Genomic DNA, 18,576 nt, shown 5'->3' with positions numbered 1-18,576 from the left:
CGGGATCACAGAGTCGGGAAAGCGCGGGAGTTTGCCAGATGCCGCCGGGCTCAAGAGCGGCCCGGATCGGCCGATACCCCGCGAGCCGTCATCCTGCCGACGGCGCCTTTGCCACCCTGGAGCCCCGCCCGATGTTCGACAAGACCCGCATCCTCAACCTGTCCAAGCGCCTGATGGATGGCTCGACCACCAGTGACGCCTTCTATGACGAGCTGACCCAGACCCTGGTCGAGGAGATGGGCTGCACCCGCGCCAGCCTGTGGATCTACCCCGACGCGCTGCTGCGCGACGCCATCGAATGCGTGCGCCTGTATGACCGCACCGACCGCCAGTGGGCGGCCGGCACGGTGCTGCACGAAGCCGACTTCGGCCCCTACTTCGAAGCGATGCGCAGCGACAACCTGATCGTCGCCTCGGATGCGCGCGCCCATGCCGTCACGGCCTGCTTCAACGAGATCTACTTCGACCCGCTGGGCATCCGTTCGCTGCTGGACGTGGGCATCAACATCTCGGGCCAGCCCTGGGGCCTGTTCTGCTGCGAGAACACCACCGATGTCCTGGAGTGGACGCCGGCGCACGTGGAGTACCTGCGCCAGGTGGGCACGCTGCTGGGCTTCGCGCTGAAGAAGGCGCAGACCGCCGGCGCGCACGCCTGAGGCACGCCGTTCTCATCACTTGGGTGGAGGCAGGGACGACGAGACCTTCCTAGCATCGCATGGCCCATTCTTCCAAACACCCAAGGAGAGAGCCATGTCCCTGCGTCACCACGCCGCCCTGCTGCCCCTGTGCCTGAGCCTGCTCGGCACCTCCACCACCCTGCTCGCTGCCGGCGCACCGGTCAAGGAGCGACTGAAGGCCCCGACCGGCCCGACGGCGGTCCTGTCCGCCACTTCGTCGATGGGCACGGCCACCGTGACCGTCGACGGGGCCGGCGCGTTCCAGGACGCGCTGGTCTACACGAACGCGGACGGCCTCACGGCCGACCTGAGCTGGCGCTCTGCGCTGTTCATTGACGGCACCCAGATCGAGGCCAACGACGTCAAGCAGAAGAGCACCCAGAAGGCCGTCAGCAGCTTCGCGCTGGGTTCGCTGCAGGTCAAGCTGGTCCAGCAGCTGCTGCCTGCCGCGCTGGCCGGCGGCTATGTGCTGGACCAGCAGTACAAGCTCAGCAACCCGGGCACTGAACCGGTGACGCTGAATCTGCTGCGCTACAACGACTCCGACATGTACGACCTGCCGACCAACACCTTTCTGGGTGACTTCGGCTACCAGCCCCAGGGCGGCAGCTACAACTACATCGTGTCGGATGTGGCGCCCACGCCGGCCAGCCTGACGCAGTACATCGGCGTCAAGTTCAGCGGCGGCGATGTCCCCACGAGCCGGGCGGTGCGGGTGTGCTGCAGCAACTACACCGACATTTCGCCGGAAGAGAACAACACCGTGCCCAACGACGCGGACCAGGACGGCATCAGCGACACCGGCATGGACATGGCGATCGCGGCGCAGGCCCCGGTCACCGTGCCGCCCGGCGGCAGCGTCACCGTCAAGATGAAGACGGTGCTGGGCCGCAGTGCGCTGAGCGGCCTGGCGGATCTGCCCGCGCGCTGATCAAGCGCGCTCAACCACGCAACTGGGCGCGCAGCCGCTCGCCCAGCTCCGGCCGCTCCTTGAACGGATCGGTCGGGTTGCGCTGCAGCATGATGTCCTCCAACCGCACCTGCACGCCACCCAAGGCGTGCGGGTGGCTGTAGATGTAGAAGCGGTCGGCCAGGATGGCGTCCACCACGAACTGCGCCACCTGGGCCGCGCTGACCTTGCCGCTGGTCACCGCCTTCTCGGCCATGGCCGCGCCGATCAGTTGGCTGCGCGTGGGCCCTGCCCCGGCATTGGCCATGTCGGCCGGCCGGTTGCGCTCGCTCTGGTGGATGCCGGTGGGCACGAAGTACGGGCACAGCACGCTGGCGCTGATCTGGTCGGTCACCAGGCGCAGGTCCTGGTACAGCGTTTCGCTCATCGACACCACCGCGTGCTTGGTGACGTTGTAGACGCCCATGTTGGGCGCGTTCAGCAGACCGGCCATCGACGCGGTGTTGACGATGTGGCCTTCATAGGTCGGATCCGCCTGCGCAGCGGCCAGCATCATCGGCGTGAAGACGCGCACGCCGTGGGCCACGCCCATCAGATTGACGCCCACCACCCATTCCCAGTCCTTGAGCGTGTGCTCCCAGATCAGGCCACCGGCGCCGACGCCCGCGTTGTTGAAGACCACGCCCGGCGCCCCGAAGCGCGCCAGCGTGGCCGCGCCCAGCGCCTCGACCTGATCGGCCTTCGAGACGTCCACCACCTGGGCCAGCACCTCGGCGCCCAGGCTGCGCATCTCCTGCGCGGCGGCTTCCAGCGCCGCCGCCTGCACATCGGCCATCACCAGGTGCATGCCCTGCCCGGCCAGCAGCCGCGAGAGTTCCAGGCCGAAGCCCGAACCGGCGCCGGTGATGACCGCGGCGCGGCCTGCCAATCGTTTCATCGTGAACTCCTTCAGCGCTGCGGTGGCCGCAGCATCTGGATGTGGGGAATGGTGTCTTCGCTGTAGGGCTCGCCCACGGCCTGGTAGCCGAATTCGGCGTAGAAGCGCTGCAGGTGCGCCTGGGCGCTGATGCGGTTGGCCTGACCCGGCCAGGCCAGGTCGGCCTGGCGCAGGCCCTCGGCCACCAGCGCGCGGCCCAGACCGGTGCCGCGAAGCGCCGCATGGGCCACGACGCGGCCCAGCGACGGTTCCTGGTACTTCAGGCCCGGGTCCACCACCCGCAGGTACAGCACCGCCTCGCCCGCCGCCAGCGCACCCCAGGGCGCCGTCAGGCGGCCCAGCAGGTGCAGGCTGTGGCGGTCCAGGCCATCCGGGTCCAGGTAGGGCCCCTGCTCCAGGATGAACACACGGGCGCGCAGCTGCAGCGCGTCGTACAGGTCGTCTCTCGACAGGCCCTCGAAGCGCGCTGCCGTCCAGGCGATGGGCGGCCGCTCAGCCATCAGACGAGCTTGACCAGCTGCTTGCCGAAGTTCTTGCCCTTGAGCAGGCCCAGGAAGGCCTCGGGCGCGCTCTCCAGGCCCTGGGCCACGGTCTCGCGGTACTTGAACTTGCCCGTGGCCACCATCGTGCCCAGCTCCTTCAGCGCCTCGGGCCACAGCTGCATGTGTTCGCTGACGATGAAGCCTTCGAGCTTCATGCGGTTGACCAGGATCAGCGCCGGGTTGGCCATCGGGATCGGCTCGCCGTTGTAGCCGGCGATCATGCCGCAGAAGGCGATGCGGCTGAAGGCGTTGGCACGCAGCATCACCGCGTCCAGGATCATGCCGCCGACGTTCTCGAAGTAGCCGTCGATGCCGTCGGGGCAGGCGTCCTTCAACGCCTTGCTGAGCGAGCGCAGGTCCGGATGGGCCTTGTAGTCGATGCAGGCATCGAAGCCCAGCTCGTTCACCACCGCCTCGCACTTGGCCGGGCCGCCGGCCAGGCCCACCACGCGGCAGCCGCGCGCCTTGGCCAGCTGGCCCACCGCACCGCCCACCGCGCCGCTGGCCGCGCTGACCACCACGGTCTCGCCGGCCTTGGGGGCGATGATCTGGGTCAGGCCGTACCAGGCGGTGACGCCCGGCATGCCCACCGCGCCCAGGTAGGCCGACAGCGGGATGTGGGTGGTGTCCACCTTCTGCAGCACACCGCGCTGGCTGGCGTTGACGCGCTGGTACTCCTGCCAGCCGCCCATGCCCACGACCTTGTCGCCGACCTTGAAGTGTTCGTTGCGCGACTCCACCACCTCGCCCACGGTGCCGCCGATCATCACCTCGTTGAGCGGCTGCGGCTGGGCGTAGCTCTTGCTCTCGTTCATGCGGCCGCGCATGTACGGGTCCAGGCTCAGGTAGTGGATGCGCACCAGCACTTCGCCGTCGGCCAGCGCCTCGACGGGCGCCTCGACCAGGGCGAAGTTGGCGGTGCTGGGCTCGCCTTGCGGACGCGAGACGAGGTGGATCTGGCGGTTGATGGTGCTCATCGGGTGCTCTTTCGTTCAGGATGCAGCGCCATCGGCGCGCTGCAGGGGTTTGACGTGGCGGCCCTTGGCGGGCAGCGCGCGCAGGTACTTGAAGGTGGCCGTGCCATGGGCGCACAGCTGGCCTTCGCTGTTGATCACGCGGCCCTCGCAGAAGGCCATGGTCGAGGTGCGGTGCAGCAGCGTGCCCAGGGCCCGCAGCTCGCCCTCGCCGGGGCGCAAGAAGCTGGTTTTCATCTCGATGGTGGCCACGCCGGGCCCGGCCAGCATGTCATGGCTGCGGGCGGCGTGGGCCATCACCACATCCAGCATGGTCATCAGCACGCCGCCGTGCGCCACTTCCCAGGAGTTGAGGTGCGACTCGGCCAGGTCGACGCGCAACTCGGCCGCACCGTCGGCGCAGCTGTGCAGTTCCAGCCCCAGTTGCTCGACGAAGGGAATGCGGACGGGAAACGGGATGGGGGGCTTGCGGTGGCTCATCCAGGGATCATCGCCGAAGGCCAGCTCAGCCACCGATGAGGGCGCTGACGCCCCCATCGACCGGCAGGATCTGTCCGGTGATGTGCTTGCCGGCGGCGCTGGCGAACAGCAGCGTGGCGCCCTTGAGGTCATCGTCATCGCCCAGGCGGTTCAGCGGCGCGTGGGCGGCCATCTTGTCGGCGCCCAGCGTGTCCAGCAGACCTTTGGTCATCTTGCTGGGGAAGAAGCCCGGCGCCAGCGCATTGACGGTGATGCCATGACGCCCCCATTCCGCCGCCAGGGCGCGGGTGAAGTTGACCGCCGCGCCCTTGCTGGTGTTGTAGGCAATGGTCTTCATGCCCGAGGGGTTGCCGCCCAGGCCGGCGATCGAGGCCACGTTGATGATGCGGCCCGAGCGGCGCGGGATCATGCTGGCCACCGCCGCCGCCTGGCTGATCACGAACAGGCTGCGTATGTTCAGGTCCATCACCTTGTCCCAGGCCTCGAGCGGATGCTCCTCGGCCGGGGCGCCCCAGGTGGCACCGGCGTTGTTGACCAGGATGTCGATGCGGCCCAGGCGCTCCATCGCCTCGGCGACGATGCGTCGGCCGTCCTCGGGCTGGGCGGCGTTGGCGGCCACCCAGCGGGCGTCGATGCCCTTGGCCTGCAGGTGGGCCGCGGCCTCCTCCAGGTCAGCCGCCTTGCGCGAGCTCAGCAGGATCTTCGCGCCGGCCTCGCCCAGCGCCTCGGCAATCTGCAGGCCCAGGCCGCGCGAGCCGCCGGTGACCACGGCGGTCTGGCCGCTGAGGTCGAAGAGTTTCATCACGGGGGTGCTCATCGGTCGCTCTCCTTGGTGGGTCAGAACCAGGCGTCCTGCATCTCGCGGCAGACCGCCTCGCGGCTGCTGACCACGCCCAGCCAGGCGTCGATCTTGGGCAGCTCGTAAACGTGGAAGAAACGCAGCGCCGACAGGAGGCCGGCGTTGCGCGCGCGCTCAGCGTCGCTGGCCGGCGCGGCGGCGCGGGCCGCCAGGCCCAGCTCCAGCCACACCCAGGCCAGCACCACGTGGCCGAAGGCCTGCAGGTAGGGCGTGGCATTGGCCAGCGCCTCCTCGGGCACACCGGTGGACCAGGCCGCCTTGGTGGCGGCGCCCAGACGCTGCACCGCGCCGCCCAGTGCGGGCACGTAGGTGGCCAACTGCTCGTCCTGGCCGGCGCGGGCCAGCGTGTCGCTGATGCGCTCAGCCAGCAGCTTCAGCCCGGCACCGCCCTGCATCACCACCTTGCGGCCCAGCAGGTCCAGCGCCTGGATGCCATGCGTTCCCTCGTGGATCATGTTCAGGCGCTGGTCGCGCCAGTACTGCTCGACCGGGAAGTCGCGGGTGTAGCCGTAGCCGCCATGCACCTGGATCGCCAGCGAGTTGCCCTCCAGGCACCACTCGCTGGGCCAGCTCTTGGCGATGGGGGTGAGCACCTCCAGCAGCAGCGCGGCCTCGGCGCTGGCCTCGGGCGTGCCGGTGTGCTTCTCGTCAACCAGGCGGGCGCAGTACAGGCACAGCGCCAGCGCCCCCTCGGCATAGGCCTTCTGGGCCAGCAGCATGCGCTTGATGTCGGCGTGCGCCATCAGCAGCGACTGCGGCTTCGACGCGTCCTTGCCCCCCTCACCCACCGGCCGGCCCTGGGGCCGCTGGCGCGCATAGGCCAGCGCCGCCTCGTAGCCGGCCATGCCCAGCATCGCCGCCGACAGGCCGATCGCGATGCGCGCCTCGTTCATCATGTGGAACATGCAGCGCAGGCCTTCGCCCGGCGCACCCACGCGGTAGCCGATCGCGCCGGCTCCGCCGCGCACCGGGTACTTGCCTTCGCCGAAGTTCAGCAGCGTGTTGGTGGTGCCGCGCCAGCCGCACTTGTGGTTCAGGCCGGCCAGGGCCACGTCATTGCGCTCGCCGGTCAACCGACCCGTGGTGTCCACCAGCTTCTTGGGCACGATGAACAGCGAGATGCCCTTGACGCCGGGCACCAGTTGGCCATCCGGCCCGGGGATCTTGGCCAGCACCAGGTGGACGATGTTCTCGGTCAGTTCGTGCTCACCGGCCGAGATCCACATCTTGTTGCCGCGCAGGCGGTAGCGCGGGCCCAGCGGGTCGTCCTGGAAATCGGCGCCATCCGGCTCGGCGCGGGTGGCGATGTCCGACAGGCTGGAGCCCGCCTGCGGCTCGGACAGGCACATCGTGCCGGCCCAGCGGCCACTGAACTCGTTGTGGGCGAAGACCTGCTGCTGCAGCGCCGTGCCATGGGCCATCAGCAGGTTGGCATTGCCGCTGGTCAGCATGCCCGCGCCGATGCTGGCCGAGGCCTTGGCGAAGAAGGCGTTGGCCGCCGCCTCCACCGCATAGGGCAGCTGCATGCCGCCGATCTCGTAGTCCTGCGCCGCGGCCAGCATGCCGCTGCCAGCGTAGGCCGCCCAGGCGTCGTGGGTGGCCTGCGGCAGGTGAACCTTCTCGCCGTCGAAGGCGGGCTCCTGGGTGTCGACCAGGCGGTTGAAGGGCGCGTACTTCTCGCGCGCGATGCGCTCGCAGGTGTCCAGCACCTGGGCAAAGGTCTCGCGGCTGTGGTCGGCGAAGCGCTCACGCTGGGCCAGCGTGTCCACGTTCAGCCAGTCGTGCAGCAGGAAATCGACGATCGGACGCATGCGCCCTCCTTGGTTGCGTAGGGCCTGTTCAGCGCCGATCGAGCGGCACCACGGCCATCGTCGCCGAGGCCTTCAGCACCAGCGTGCGGTCGCCCTCGCGCTCGGCCCAGACCTCGGCCTCGGTGAAGCTCAGCGTGCGGCCGGGCTTGACCACCCAGGCCTCGCAGACCAGGCGCTGGCCATCGGCCGGACGCAGCAGGCTCACCTTCAGGTCGGCGGTGAGCACCCAGTGGCCCTCGGCCACCAGGGTCTGCGCGGCCGAGCCCATCGCGTGATCGGCCAGCGTGGTCTGCACGCCCGCGTGGGCGTGGCCACTGTGCTGGCGGAAGCGGTCCTGCATGGGCAGCACCGCGGTCACCCGGCCCGGCGACACGGCCGTGGGCTCCGCCCCCAGGTCGCGCATGAAGGGCGACAGCTGGAAGAAGCGGCGCAGCGTGTCGAGGTCCATGCTCAGCCGCCTTCACCCAGGCGGACGATCGTGCCCTGCGCCAGCGCACAAAGCTTCTCGACGCCATCGACCACCGCGTAGACCTCGCAGCGCGCCACGCTCTGCGCCTTGCCGGTGGCCTCGGCGCGGGCGCGGGCCACCAGACGCTGGCCCAGCGCCGGGCGCACGTAGTTGATCTTGAACTCCGAGGTCACCACCGGCACCTGCATGGCGGTGCCGCCGGCGTAGGTCAGCGCGTTGTCGGCCAGGTAGCTGACCACGCCGCCATGGGCGAAGCCGTGCTGCTGCTTGAGCTCGTCGCGCAGCGGCAATTGCAGCTCCACCTGACCCGGCGACAAGGCCGTCAGCTCCGCCCCCAGCAGGCCGCTGAAGGGCTGCTGGGCCAGAATCTCCCGGCCCATCTGCAGGAAGACCTCGGGGCTGACGGTGGACTGTGTCATCAGAGGACTTCGAAAATGCCGGCCGCGCCCATGCCGCCGCCGATGCACATCGTCACGCACACGCGCTTGGCGCCGCGGCGCTTGCCCTCGATCAGCGCATGGCCGGTCAGGCGCTGGCCGGACACGCCATAAGGGTGGCCCACGGCGATCGCACCGCCGTTGACGTTCAGACGGTCCATCGGAATGCCCAGCGTGTCGGCGCAGTACAGCACCTGCACGGCGAAGGCCTCGTTGAGCTCCCACAGGTCGATGTCGGCCACCGTCAGGCCCAGCTTCTTCAGCACCTTGGGCACCGCGAAGACCGGGCCGATGCCCATTTCATCGGGCTCGCAGCCGGCCACCGCGAAGCCCAGGAAGCGGCCCAGCGGCTTCAGGCCCTTCTGCTCGGCATAGGTCTCGCTGACCACCACGCAGGCGCCACCGCCGTCGCTGAACTGGCTGGCGTTGCCGGCCGTGACCACGCCACCGGGCACCGCGCTGCGGATGCCCCGCACCGCCTCGATCGTGGTGCCGGAGCGCAGGCCCTCATCGGCGCTGATCGTGACCTGCTGGCTGCGCAGGCCCATGACCTTGTCCGCCACGCCAGCGGTCACGGTGCAGGGGACGATCTCGTCGTTGAACTTGCCCGCCTCCTGGGCGGCGCAGGCCAGGGTCTGGCTGCGCACGCCGTACTCGTCCATGCGCTCCTTGGCGATGCCGTAGCGCTTGGCCACGTTCTCGGCGGTCTGCAGCATGTTCCAGTAGATCTCGGGCTTGTTCGCCTTGAGCCAACTGTCGGCCAGCATGTGGGTGTTCATTTCCTGCTGGACACAGGAGATGCTCTCGACGCCGCCGGCGACATAGACGTCCCCCTCGCCGGCGATGATGCGCTGCGCAGCCATCGCGATGGTCTGCAGGCCGCTGGAGCAGAAACGGTTGACGGTGACGCCGCTGACGCTGATCGGCAGGCCGGCGCGCAGCGCCACCTGGCGGGCGATGTTGGCGCCGGTGGCCCCTTCGGGGTTGGCGCAGCCCATCAGCACATCCTCGATCGCGCCGGGGTCGATGCCGGCGCGCTCGACCGCGGCCTGGACGGCGAAGCCCCCCAGCGTGGCGCCGTGGGTCATGTTGAAGGCGCCCTTCCAGCTCTTGGCCAGGGGCGTGCGGGCGGTGGAGACGATGACGGCTCGGGTCATGGTGTGTCCTGGTATGCGTTGGAGGCGTGGATCAGGAGAAGCTCTTGCCTTCGGCGGCCAGCTGGGCCAGCAGCGGCGCGGGCTGCCAGAACTCGGCGTCGTCGTGGGGGTTCTTGGCGAAGCGCTTCATCGCCTGCACGACGTTCCACAGGCCCAGCGTGTCGGCATAGCACATCGGACCGCCGCGGTGCAGCGGGAAGCCATAGCCGGTCAGGTAGACCATGTCGACGTCGGAAGCGCGGTTGGCGATGCCCTCCTCCAGCAGCTTGGCGGCTTCGTTGACCAGCGCGAAGACCAGGCGCTGGACGATTTCCTCGTCGCTGATCTGGCGCGGCGTGATGCCCAGCTCGGCCCGGTGCTTCTCGATCATCTCGGTCACCACGGCCGAGGGGATGGCGTCGCGCTTGCCCGGCACGTAGTCGTACCAGCCGGCGCCGGTCTTCTGGCCGTAGCGGCCCAGCTCGCACAGCAGGTCGGCGGTCTTGGAGTAGCGCAGATTCGGCTTCTCCAGGTAGCGGCGCTTGCGGATGTACCAGCCGATGTCATTGCCCGCCAGGTCGCCCATGCGGAACGGCCCCATCGCGAAGCCGAACTTCTCGACCGCCTTGTCCACCTGCTGCGGCGTGCAGCCCTCTTCCAGCAGGAAGCCGGCCTGGCGGCTGTACTGCTCGATCATGCGGTTGCCGATGAAGCCATCGCACACGCCCGAGACCACGCAGGTCTTGCGGATCTTCTTGCCCAGTTGCATCACCGTGGCCAGCACGTCCTTGGCGGTGGCGGCGCCGCGCACCACCTCCAGCAGCTTCATCACGTTGGCGGGGCTGAAGAAATGCATACCCACCACGTCCTGCGGACGCTTCGTGAAGGCGGCGATCTTGTTGAGGTCCAGCGTGGAGGTGTTGGAGGCCAGGATGGCGCCCGGCTTCATCACCGCATCCAGCTGCTCGAAGACCGCCTTCTTGACGTCCAGGTCCTCGAACACGGCCTCGATCACCAGGTCGGCATCGCCGATGTCGGCGTAGCTCAGCGTGGTGCTCAGCAGCGCCATGCGCTGCTCGTACTTGTCGGCCTTGAGCTTGCCCTTCTTGACCTGGGCCTCGTAGTTCTTGCGGATGGTGGCGATGCCGCGGTCCAGCGCGTCCTGTTTCATCTCCAGGATGACCACCGGGATGCCGGCGTTCAGGAAGTTCATGCTGATGCCGCCGCCCATCGTGCCGGCGCCGATCACCGCGACCTTGTTGATGGCGCGCACCGGGGTGTCCTCGGGCACGTCGGGGATCTTGCTGGCGGCGCGCTCGGCGAAGAAGGCGTGGCGCAGCGCCTTGCACTCGGGCGTGAACATCAGCGCGGTGAAGATCTCGCGCTCGAACACCATGCCCTCGTCGAACTTCTTGCTGATCGAGGCCTGCACCGCGTCCACGCACTTGGCCGGCGCCGGGAAGTTCTTCGCCATGCCCTTGACCATGTTGCGGGCGAACTGGAAATAACCGTCCGGGTTCTCGTGGCGAACCTTCAGGTCGCGCACCAGCGGCAGCGGCCGCACATCGGCCTTCTCCAACGCGAAGGCGATCGCGCCGTCCAGCAGGTCGCCCTCGATGACCTTGTCGAACAGCTTCTGGCCCGGCAGGCTGGCCAGCAGCTCGCTCTTGACCGGGTCGCCCGAGACGATGATGTTCAGCGCGGTTTCCACGCCCAGCACGCGCGGCAGGCGCTGGGTGCCGCCGGCGCCCGGGATCAGGCCGATCTTCACCTCGGGCAGCGCGATGTTGGCCCCCGGCGCCGTCACCCGGTAGTGGCAGCCCAGTGCCAGCTCCAGGCCACCGCCCATGGCCACCGTGTGCACCGCAGCCACCACCGGCTTGCTGCACAGCTCGCAGGCGCGGATCAGGTCAAGCAGGTTGGGCGCGGCGGTGGCCTTGGGCGAGCCGAATTCCTTGATGTCGGCACCGCCGGAGAAGGCCTTGCCGGCGCCGGTGATCACCACCGCCTTGATCGCCGGGTCGGCATCGGCCTGCTCCAGGCCTTGCGCCACGCCCACGCGGGTGGCGTAGCCCAGGCCGTTGACCGGCGGGTTGTCCAGCGTGATCACGGCCACCGGGCCTCGGGTCTCGTAGCGTGCAGTCATGTCGGCGTGTCCTTGGAAAGGGAAAGACGCAAATAGAACGATCGTTCGATTCTATGGACAAGCCATCGGCACCAGCGTCACGCCAGCGACAGGCGGCCTCCTCATTAACCCTGATGTGCATCGACACACAAGGGCGGCGACACATCCGGTCACACGGCTGCGGCTTGCGCAGGGCGGGGTATGCCTACATCATGTGCAAAACGACCATTTCATGAAGGGATGACCGATGCGTGCCACCACCTCCCCAGGCCTTCGCCAGGCCATGAACCCCACCCACTGGCTGTTGGTGGGTGCACTGACGGCAGCCCTGACGTGGCCCGCGGCCGGACAGGCGGCCACCTCTGTGCAGGACCTGGGCGGACTCTATGCCGGCGGCTCCTCATCGGCCTTGGCCTTGAGCCAGTCCGGGCAAGCCATCGGCATCGCCATGCGCGACGGTGACTTCCAGACCATCAACGCCGTGTGGTCGCCCAGCGGCAGCATCAGCGCCCTGCCCGATTGCTGCAGCGGCTTCCTGGCGATGCCGGCAGCGATCAACCGCAGCGGCGTGGCGGTGGGATCGCACCAGGCCACGCGGGACCACTGGGCGGCGGTGAAATGGGCTGCCGATGGCAGCGCACAGTACCTGCCGTCGCTTGGCAGTTACGGCCTGGCTCGGGCGTTCGCCATCAACGACGCTGGGCAAGCAGTGGGCTCCTCGGTCACCGACAGCTTCGCCCAGCGCGCCGTGCGCTGGAACCCCGATGGCAGCGTCACCCAGCTGGGCGAGATGGGGTCGCCGGACCCGGGCTACCTGGCCTTCCACGAAGCCCACGGCATCAGCAACAAGGGCCTGGTGGTGGGCACCGCCCTGGTCGGATCGGCCTTCCGGGCCTTTTCCTGGAAGGGTGGCCTGTTCACCGATCTGGGCCTGGGCAATGCCACGCATGTCAACGACAAAGGTCTGATCGCCGGTCTGGCCCCGGGCCGCATCCCGGTGGTCTGGAAGAAGGGCACGATGCGCTACCTGCCCGGCCGCGATGGCGGCAAGCGTGCCTATGGCCACGAGGTGCTGGGCATCAACAACCTGGGCGACATGGTCGGCTTCGGCCCATCGCCCGGTGTGGGCGTGCACTCGATCGCCGTGCTGTGGCGCGGTGGCGCTGCCATCACGCTGGGCCACTACCCTGGGGGCACGCACAGTGTGGCCACCGGCATCAATGACACCGGCATGATCGTCGGCTACGGCAACCTGGTTGATGGCGGCCCGATGCGCGCGCTGCGCTGGACGGTGACCAGCACCAGCATTCAGGTCGAACTGGCACCGGTGCATTGACTCGTCGGCGGGGAGCCTGCGCGAGGCTCCCGCCACTCACACCTCCAGCCACTCCTTGCGCACATAGCTGTCGGCCTTCAGCCCGGCCGGCGTGCCCTCGAAGACGATGCGGCCGTGGCCCATCACCAGGCAGCGCTCGGACACCTCCAGCGCAATCGTCAGCTTCTGCTCCACCAGCAGCACGCTGATGCCGCGGCGCTTCAATTCCCGCAGGTACTCGGCCACCAGCTCGACGATCTTCGGCGCCAGCCCCTCGGTGGGCTCGTCGATCATGATCAGGTCGGGGTCGCCCATCAGGGTGCGGCACAGGGTCAGCATCTGCTGCTCGCCGCCCGAGAGCACGCCGGCCTCGGTGTGCTGGCGCTCCTTCAGGCGCGGGAACAGGCCGTACATGTCGTCGATCTGCCAGCGCGTGCTCTTGCGGCCCGACTTTTCACCGAGCAGCAGGTTCTGGTGCACGGTCAGCTTGGGGAAGATGTCGCGGTTCTCGGGCACGTAGCCAATGCCGCGGTGGGCGATCTCGAAGGCCTTGCGGCCCGTGATCTGCTCGCCACGCCAGGCGATGCCGCCGGTCGCATCGACCAGGCCCATGATGGCCTTGACGGTGGTGGAACGGCCGGATCCGTTGCGGCCCAGCAGGCTGACGATCTCGCCCTCGCCCACCGCCATCGACACACCATGCAGCACATGGCTCTTGCCGTAGTAGGCGTGAACGTTGTCCAGCTTCAGCAGTTCGCTGCTCATCGTCACGCTCCTGCCGCCTGCGTCTCGGCCAGCACGCTGCCCAGGTAGGCTTCCTGCACCTTGGCGTTGGCGCGCACCGCTTCGGGGGTGTCGAAGGCGATCACCTCGCCGTAGACCACCACCGCGATGCGATCCGCCAGGCCGAAGACCACGCCCATGTCGTGCTCCACGGTCAGCAGGGTCTTGCCCTCGGTGACCTCGCGGATCAGCTGGATGAAGCGCTTGGTCTCGCTCTTGCTCATGCCGGCGGTGGGTTCGTCCAGCAGGATCACGCTGGAGCCGCCGGCGATGGTGATGCCGATCTCCAGCGCGCGCTGCTCGGCATAGGTCAGGTTCATCGCCAGCTGGTCGCGCCGCCTGTCGAGCTTGATCATCTCCAGCACTTCCTCGGCGCGGTCATTGACCTCGTGCAGGTCGGCCAGGAAACGCCAGAAGCTGTAGCGCTGCTTCATCGACCACAGCACGGCGCAGCGCAGGTTCTCGAACACGCTCAGGCGCGTGAACAGGTTGCTGACCTGGAAGCTGCGCGACAGACCGCGGCGGTTGATTTCGTAGGGCGCCAGGCCGTCGATGCGCTGACCATGCAGGCGGATCTCGCCGCTGGACAGGCCGAAGCGGCCCGAGATCAGGTTGAACAGCGTGGACTTGCCCGCGCCATTGGGGCCGATGATGGCCACGCGCTCACCGGGCTTCACCTGCAGCGTGGCGCCGCGGATGATCTCGGTCTTGCCGAAGCGCTTGTAAGCGTCCAGCAACTCCAGCGCGTAGGGGGCCGAGGATGGGCTCTGGGTGGGCGCGTTCACAGCGTCTCCCTCCGCTTGATCTCTTTCTCGATGTCTTCCTGCACCTCGCCCCATTCATGGGCGAAGTGGCGCCGCGCCAGTTCGAACAAGCCCACGCCGGTGAGCGTGACGAAGACGGCGCCAGCCCAGGCATCGGTGCCGCTGGCGTCGATCATCGCGCCCATGAAGGGCAGCTTCGGCCCCAGCGCCGCATTGAGCTGCAGGTGGTAGATCATCTCGATCATCGCCGCCACGCCCAGCAGCACCGCCGCGCCGGCACCGCCCAGTGCCAGGTAGGCGGTCCACAGCTGGCGCAGCTTGCCAAAGGCGGCCACGCGCAGGTTCATCATGATCAGGCTGGCGAAGCCGCCGGGCGCATACATCACCATCAGCACGAAGACCAGGCCCAGGTAGAGCAGCCAGGCCTTGGTGATCTCGGACAGCAGCGCCAGGGCCACGACCATCAGCACCGCGCCCAGGATGGGGCCGAAGAAGAAGGTCGCGCCGCCCAGGAAGACGAACAGCAGGTAGGCCCCGGAGCGGGCCGCGCCCACCACCTCGGCGGTGACGATCTCGAAGTTGATCGCCGCCAGGCCGCCCGAGATGCCCGCGAAGAAGCCCGAGATCATGAAGGCCAGGTAGCGCACACGCTGGGTCGAGTAGCCGATGAACTCGACCCGCTCGGGGTTGTCGCGCACCGCATTGAGCATCCGGCCCAGCGGCGTGCGCGTCAGCGCGAACAGCGCCGCCGTGCTGATGAAGCAGTAGACCGCGATCAGGTAGTAGACCTGGATCTGCGGTCCGAAGCTGATGCCCAGCACCTTCTCGCCGACCACCCGGTTACCCGAGACGCCGCCCTCACCGCCGAAGAACTCGGGGATCATCAGCGACATCGACCACACCAGTTCGCTCACGCCCAGCGTGATCATCGCGAAGGTGGTGCCCGACTTCTTGGTGGTCACCCAGCCCAGCACCGCAGCGAAGAACAGGCCGCCCAGGCCTCCCACCAGCGGTACCAGGCTGACCGGCAGGCCCAGCGTGCCGGCGCCCACCTTGTTCAGGGTGTGGATTGCCAGGTAGGCGCCCAGACCGCTGTAGACGGCGTGGCCGAAACTGAGCATGCCGCCCTGGCCCAGCAGCACGTTGTAGGCCAGGCAGACGATGATGCCGATGCCGATCTGGCTGAGCATCGTCTGCCCGAAGCTGCTGGTCCACCACAGCGGGGCCACGGCCAGCGCCAGCGCATACAGGCCCCAGATCAGGATGCGCCCGACGTTCCAGGGCTTGAAGTGGAAGTTGGGGCGGGATTCGCGGGTGTGATGCATGGCTCAGAGCCTGTGAAGACATGAATCGCGCCCGCGCCGGGGTGTCCCGAGGCCGTGGCGTAGGCGCGTCGTGCAGCCCGGGCTTGCTGCCCGGGCCAGCGGCGCAACACCCGCCACGGCCTCGGGACACCCCGGCCCTTCGGGTGGGGCCCCAGAAAGGCCCCACTCGTCGTTGTGAAGCCTCGGCGGGGCCCAACCCCGCGTCGGCTTCACGTCTAGATTGGGGCCTTTCTGGGGCCCCACGCGGGCGTGATTCATGTCTTCACAGGCTCTCAACCTTCCCGCGTACCGAGCAGGCCCTTGGGCCGCAGGATCAGGATCAGCACCAGCGCCAGGTACGGGAGGATCTGCGCCGTTTCGGACAGCTTGATGCGCAGCAGCGCCATGGCGGGGCTGTCCGGGGCAATGCTCACGCCGATCAGGCGGAACATGTCCACGCCATTGGCGTCCACGGTCAGCGGCAGCGTTTGCAGCAGGCCCACCACCAGCGAGCCGACGAATGCGCCACTGAGTGAACCCATGCCGCCGATCACGATGACGGCAAAGATGATCGGGCCGATGTTGGCCATGTTGGGTTCGGTGACGAAGGTGACACCGCCGATCACGCCGGCCAGCCCGGCCAGCGCGCAGCCGCTGCCGAACACCAGCATGAAGACGCGGGGCACGTTGTGGCCCAGCGCCTCGACCATCTCCGGATGGGTCAGCGCCGCCTGGATCACCAGGCCGATGCGGGTGCGGGTCAGCAGCAGCCACAGCGACACCAGCATGCCCAGTGCCACCACCGCCATGAAGGCCCGCGTCAGCGGAAAACGCGAACAGGCCGCACCCACTGCGTTGCAAACCTCGGCCGGCGCCGCGCCCAGGGCCAGCGACAGGCCCGACTGCGCCGACTGCACGATGGTGAAGGCCGGCCCCTGCAGCCAGGTGGGCGGGTCAAAGGTCAGCGGCGAGCGGCCCCAGATCAGCGCCACCACCTCGCCCACCACATAGCTCAGGCCAAAGGTGATCAGCAGCTCGGGCACGTGGCCGAACTTGTGCACCCGGCGCAAGGCGGTACGCTCGAACAGCGCCCCCAGGCCGCCCACCAGCAAGGGCGAGACGATCAGCGACGCCGTGAAGCCGATCAGCGGTGTCAGCGTGTAGGCCGCGTAGGCACCCACCATGTAGAAGCTGGCATGGGCGAAATTCAGCACGCCCATCATGCTGAAGATCAGCGTCAGGCCCGAGCTCAGCATGAACAGCAGCAGCCCGGAGCTGACGCCGTTGAGCAGGTTGATCAGGATCTGGTCCACGGTGGCGCGTCACGAAACGACGAGGCCCGGGCGGAGGCGACTCCCCCGGGCCTGTGCAGGCAGGTCACCGCCAGGGACGGCGGTGGACGATCAGCACCTCAGGGGCGCTTCATCTGGCACGAGGTGGGCGTGCTCGACACGTAGGAATCGTAGGCCTTGACGGGCGCGAAGGTGAAGCCGGTGTTCTCGACGCTGTACTTGTTCTTGGCGTCGGTCTTCTGCCAGACCGAGATGTACAGCGGCTGCTGCAGCTGGTGGTCGGTCTTGCGCATCTCGACGTCACCGTTGAAGCCCTTGATGCCGATGCCTTCCATGGCCGCAGCCACCTTGACCGGGTCGGTGGACTTGGCCTTGGCCATGGCCGACGACAGCATCAGCAGTTCGTTGTAGACCGCCTGGGTGTAGAGGTCTTCGTTGAACTTGGCCTTGAAGGCATCACCCAGCTTGCCGATCGGGTCGGCCATGTTCGAATGGCCGTAGGCGACCATGTACACCCGGCCGGCACCGGCGGCGCCGATCGCGGTGGGCGCGCCGCTGACCGAGGCGTAGTAGGTGTAGAACTTGATGTTCAGGCCGGCGTCGTTGGCGGCCTTGACCAGCAGGGTCAGGTCGGAGCCCCAGTTGCCGGTGATCACGCTGTCGGCACCCGAGGCCTTGATCTTGGCCACATAGGGCGCGAAATCCTTGACCTGGGCCAGAGGATGCAGGTCGTCGCCGACAAACTGGATGTCCGGGCGCTTGCGCGCCATCATTTCCTTGGCGTACTTGCTGACCTGCTGGCCGTGCGAGTAGTTCTGGTTCAGCAGGTAGATCTTCTTGGTGTCGGGCTGGTCCTTGATGAAGGTGGTCAGCGCTTCCATCTTCATCGAGGTGTCCGCATCAAAGCGGAAGTGCCAGTAGCTGCACTTGCTGTTGGTCAGGTCCGGATCAACCGCGGCGTGGTTGAGGTAGATCACCTCCTTGCCGGGGTTGCGCTCGTTGTGCTTGTTGACCGCATCCACCAGCGCCAGCGCGACGCTGGAGCCGTTGCCCTGGGTGATGTAGCGCACGCCCTGGTCGATGGCCGACTTCAGCGCGTTCAGGCTCTCGGCGGGGCTGAGCTTGTTGTCGATCGTGATGATCTCGAACTTCACGCCGGCCGGATTGCTCTTGTTGAAGTGCTCGGCCAGGAACTGGAAGGTCTTGACCTGGTTCTGGCCCACCGGCGCCATCAGGCCCGACAGCGGGTCGATCCAGGCGATCTTGACGGTCTCGCCCTTCTGCGCGAACGCCACCGTGCTCGACAGGGCGATGGCGGCGCCGACTGAGATGCCAAAGAGCTTGCGAGTGAACTTCATCCGGGTCTCCAATGGTTCGGTGGTGATCACAAGGGGCGATCGACGCGAACGGTAGCGGATGCTCCGGCGATTGAGCTTCAGGGACTACCACTAAAGCCTGTCACGGGGGGGACAAACAGGGCCTCAATCGGGCGACCGCTCACTGCCGTAGGCAGTCATTGCCCGCGGAGGTGGTTGAGGCGAGGTGGGGGAAAGGGGTCTCTCTCATGTCCCCCGGCCTTCGGCCTCCTCCTTGACTTCGTTCGACCCCTTTCCCCCACCTCGCTTGGCACCGTTTCGGGACTGCTCGCGCGAGCAGTGCGGGAACGTCGGTAGCGGGTGAGGGGGAGTTCGCTTGGCCGAAGTCAAGGAGGAGGCCGCAGGCCGGGGGACATGAGGACAAGCGAATTCCCCCTCGCCCGCC

General features: G+C 68.0%; 18 protein-coding genes. 3 read left to right on the top strand and 15 right to left on the bottom strand.

All coding sequences use genetic code 11. The annotated features are described in order from the left end of the window. The first annotated feature begins 131 nt into the window (after window positions 1-131). Both KAK03_RS15810 and KAK03_RS15805 read left to right on the top strand, forming a co-directional pair. Window positions 132-656: a GAF domain-containing protein gene (locus KAK03_RS15810; protein ID WP_210855100.1), complete on the top strand. Its 525-nt coding sequence runs from the start codon at window positions 132-134 to the stop codon at window positions 654-656. 94 nt (window positions 657-750) lie between these two features. Beyond that, window positions 751-1,608 carry a hypothetical protein gene (locus tag KAK03_RS15805; protein ID WP_210855098.1) on the top strand — a complete coding sequence of 286 codons (858 nt, stop codon included), beginning with the start codon at window positions 751-753 and terminating at the stop codon, window positions 1,606-1,608. Window positions 1,609-1,618: 10 nt separating this feature from the next. Here KAK03_RS15805 and KAK03_RS15800 read toward each other — a convergent pair whose 3' ends face one another. Genes KAK03_RS15800 through KAK03_RS15755 form a run of 10 tightly spaced genes read right to left on the bottom strand, consistent with a single transcriptional unit; the run spans window position 1,619 to window position 11,378 of the window. After that, on the bottom strand, window positions 1,619-2,524 hold the full coding sequence (locus KAK03_RS15800; protein WP_210855096.1) for an SDR family oxidoreductase: 906 nt from the start codon (window positions 2,522-2,524) through the stop codon (window positions 1,619-1,621). An 11-nt stretch (window positions 2,525-2,535) separates the two neighbouring features. Beyond that, window positions 2,536-3,024, bottom strand: coding sequence for a GNAT family N-acetyltransferase (locus tag KAK03_RS15795; RefSeq protein WP_210855095.1), 489 nt, complete (start codon window positions 3,022-3,024; stop codon window positions 2,536-2,538). Continuing rightward, window positions 3,024-4,043 carry an NADP-dependent oxidoreductase gene (locus tag KAK03_RS15790; protein WP_210855093.1) on the bottom strand — a complete coding sequence of 340 codons (1,020 nt, stop codon included), beginning with the start codon at window positions 4,041-4,043 and terminating at the stop codon, window positions 3,024-3,026. The genes KAK03_RS15795 and KAK03_RS15790 overlap by 1 nt, the downstream gene beginning before the upstream one ends. Window positions 4,044-4,058: 15 nt before the next feature. Beyond that, window positions 4,059-4,520, bottom strand: coding sequence for a PaaI family thioesterase (locus KAK03_RS15785; protein ID WP_210855092.1), 462 nt, complete (start codon window positions 4,518-4,520; stop codon window positions 4,059-4,061). Window positions 4,521-4,545: 25 nt separating this feature from the next. After that, window positions 4,546-5,337 carry an SDR family oxidoreductase gene (locus KAK03_RS15780; protein ID WP_210855089.1) on the bottom strand — a complete coding sequence of 264 codons (792 nt, stop codon included), beginning with the start codon at window positions 5,335-5,337 and terminating at the stop codon, window positions 4,546-4,548. A gap of 20 nt (window positions 5,338-5,357) precedes the next feature. Beyond that, window positions 5,358-7,190, bottom strand: a complete 1,833-nt coding sequence (locus KAK03_RS15775) for an acyl-CoA dehydrogenase (RefSeq protein ID WP_210855087.1) — start codon at window positions 7,188-7,190, stop codon at window positions 5,358-5,360. Between the two features lie 28 nt (window positions 7,191-7,218). Continuing rightward, entirely contained in the window at window positions 7,219-7,638 is a 420-nt protein-coding gene (locus KAK03_RS15770) for a PaaI family thioesterase (protein WP_210855085.1), read from the bottom strand. A 2-nt stretch (window positions 7,639-7,640) separates the two neighbouring features. Next, on the bottom strand, window positions 7,641-8,078 hold the full coding sequence (locus KAK03_RS15765; protein WP_210855083.1) for a PaaI family thioesterase: 438 nt from the start codon (window positions 8,076-8,078) through the stop codon (window positions 7,641-7,643). Then, window positions 8,078-9,253 (bottom strand): acetyl-CoA C-acyltransferase, encoded by a 1,176-nt coding sequence (locus tag KAK03_RS15760; RefSeq protein WP_210855082.1) that lies wholly within the window; start codon window positions 9,251-9,253, stop codon window positions 8,078-8,080. The genes KAK03_RS15765 and KAK03_RS15760 overlap by 1 nt, the downstream gene beginning before the upstream one ends. 31 nt (window positions 9,254-9,284) lie before the next feature. Next, window positions 9,285-11,378: a 3-hydroxyacyl-CoA dehydrogenase NAD-binding domain-containing protein gene (locus KAK03_RS15755; protein WP_210855080.1), complete on the bottom strand. Its 2,094-nt coding sequence runs from the start codon at window positions 11,376-11,378 to the stop codon at window positions 9,285-9,287. 262 nt (window positions 11,379-11,640) lie between these two features. On the opposite strand from KAK03_RS15755, the gene KAK03_RS15750 reads away from it, so the two are divergent. Beyond that, the gene (locus KAK03_RS15750) at window positions 11,641-12,693 is read left to right on the top strand and encodes a hypothetical protein (RefSeq protein ID WP_210855078.1); all 1,053 of its coding nucleotides are present in this window, start codon (window positions 11,641-11,643) and stop codon (window positions 12,691-12,693) included. 36 nt (window positions 12,694-12,729) lie between these two features. Here KAK03_RS15750 and KAK03_RS15745 read toward each other — a convergent pair whose 3' ends face one another. The 5 genes from KAK03_RS15745 to KAK03_RS15725 form a co-directional block, all read right to left on the bottom strand. After that, window positions 12,730-13,425, bottom strand: coding sequence for an ABC transporter ATP-binding protein (locus KAK03_RS15745; RefSeq protein WP_210855184.1), 696 nt, complete (start codon window positions 13,423-13,425; stop codon window positions 12,730-12,732). Window positions 13,426-13,439: 14 nt separating this feature from the next. After that, window positions 13,440-14,240, bottom strand: coding sequence for an ABC transporter ATP-binding protein (locus KAK03_RS15740; RefSeq protein ID WP_310738628.1), 801 nt, complete (start codon window positions 14,238-14,240; stop codon window positions 13,440-13,442). Then, on the bottom strand, window positions 14,237-15,544 hold the full coding sequence (locus KAK03_RS15735; protein ID WP_210855074.1) for a branched-chain amino acid ABC transporter permease: 1,308 nt from the start codon (window positions 15,542-15,544) through the stop codon (window positions 14,237-14,239). Before KAK03_RS15735 ends, KAK03_RS15740 begins: the two co-directional genes overlap by 4 nt. Before the next feature lie 272 nt (window positions 15,545-15,816). After that, entirely contained in the window at window positions 15,817-16,836 is a 1,020-nt protein-coding gene (locus KAK03_RS15730) for a branched-chain amino acid ABC transporter permease (protein WP_210855072.1), read from the bottom strand. Between the two features lie 98 nt (window positions 16,837-16,934). Next, on the bottom strand, window positions 16,935-18,173 hold the full coding sequence (locus tag KAK03_RS15725; RefSeq protein WP_210855070.1) for a branched-chain amino acid ABC transporter substrate-binding protein: 1,239 nt from the start codon (window positions 18,171-18,173) through the stop codon (window positions 16,935-16,937). Between the last annotated feature and the right edge of the window lie 403 nt (window positions 18,174-18,576).

Origin of the sequence: Ideonella alba (assembly GCF_018069845.1) — a bacterium.
Lineage (GTDB): Bacteria > Pseudomonadota > Gammaproteobacteria > Burkholderiales > Burkholderiaceae_C > Ideonella > Ideonella alba.
The sequence above is the reverse complement of the archived record's forward strand: the minus strand, read 5'-3'. Positions and strand labels throughout refer to the sequence as shown.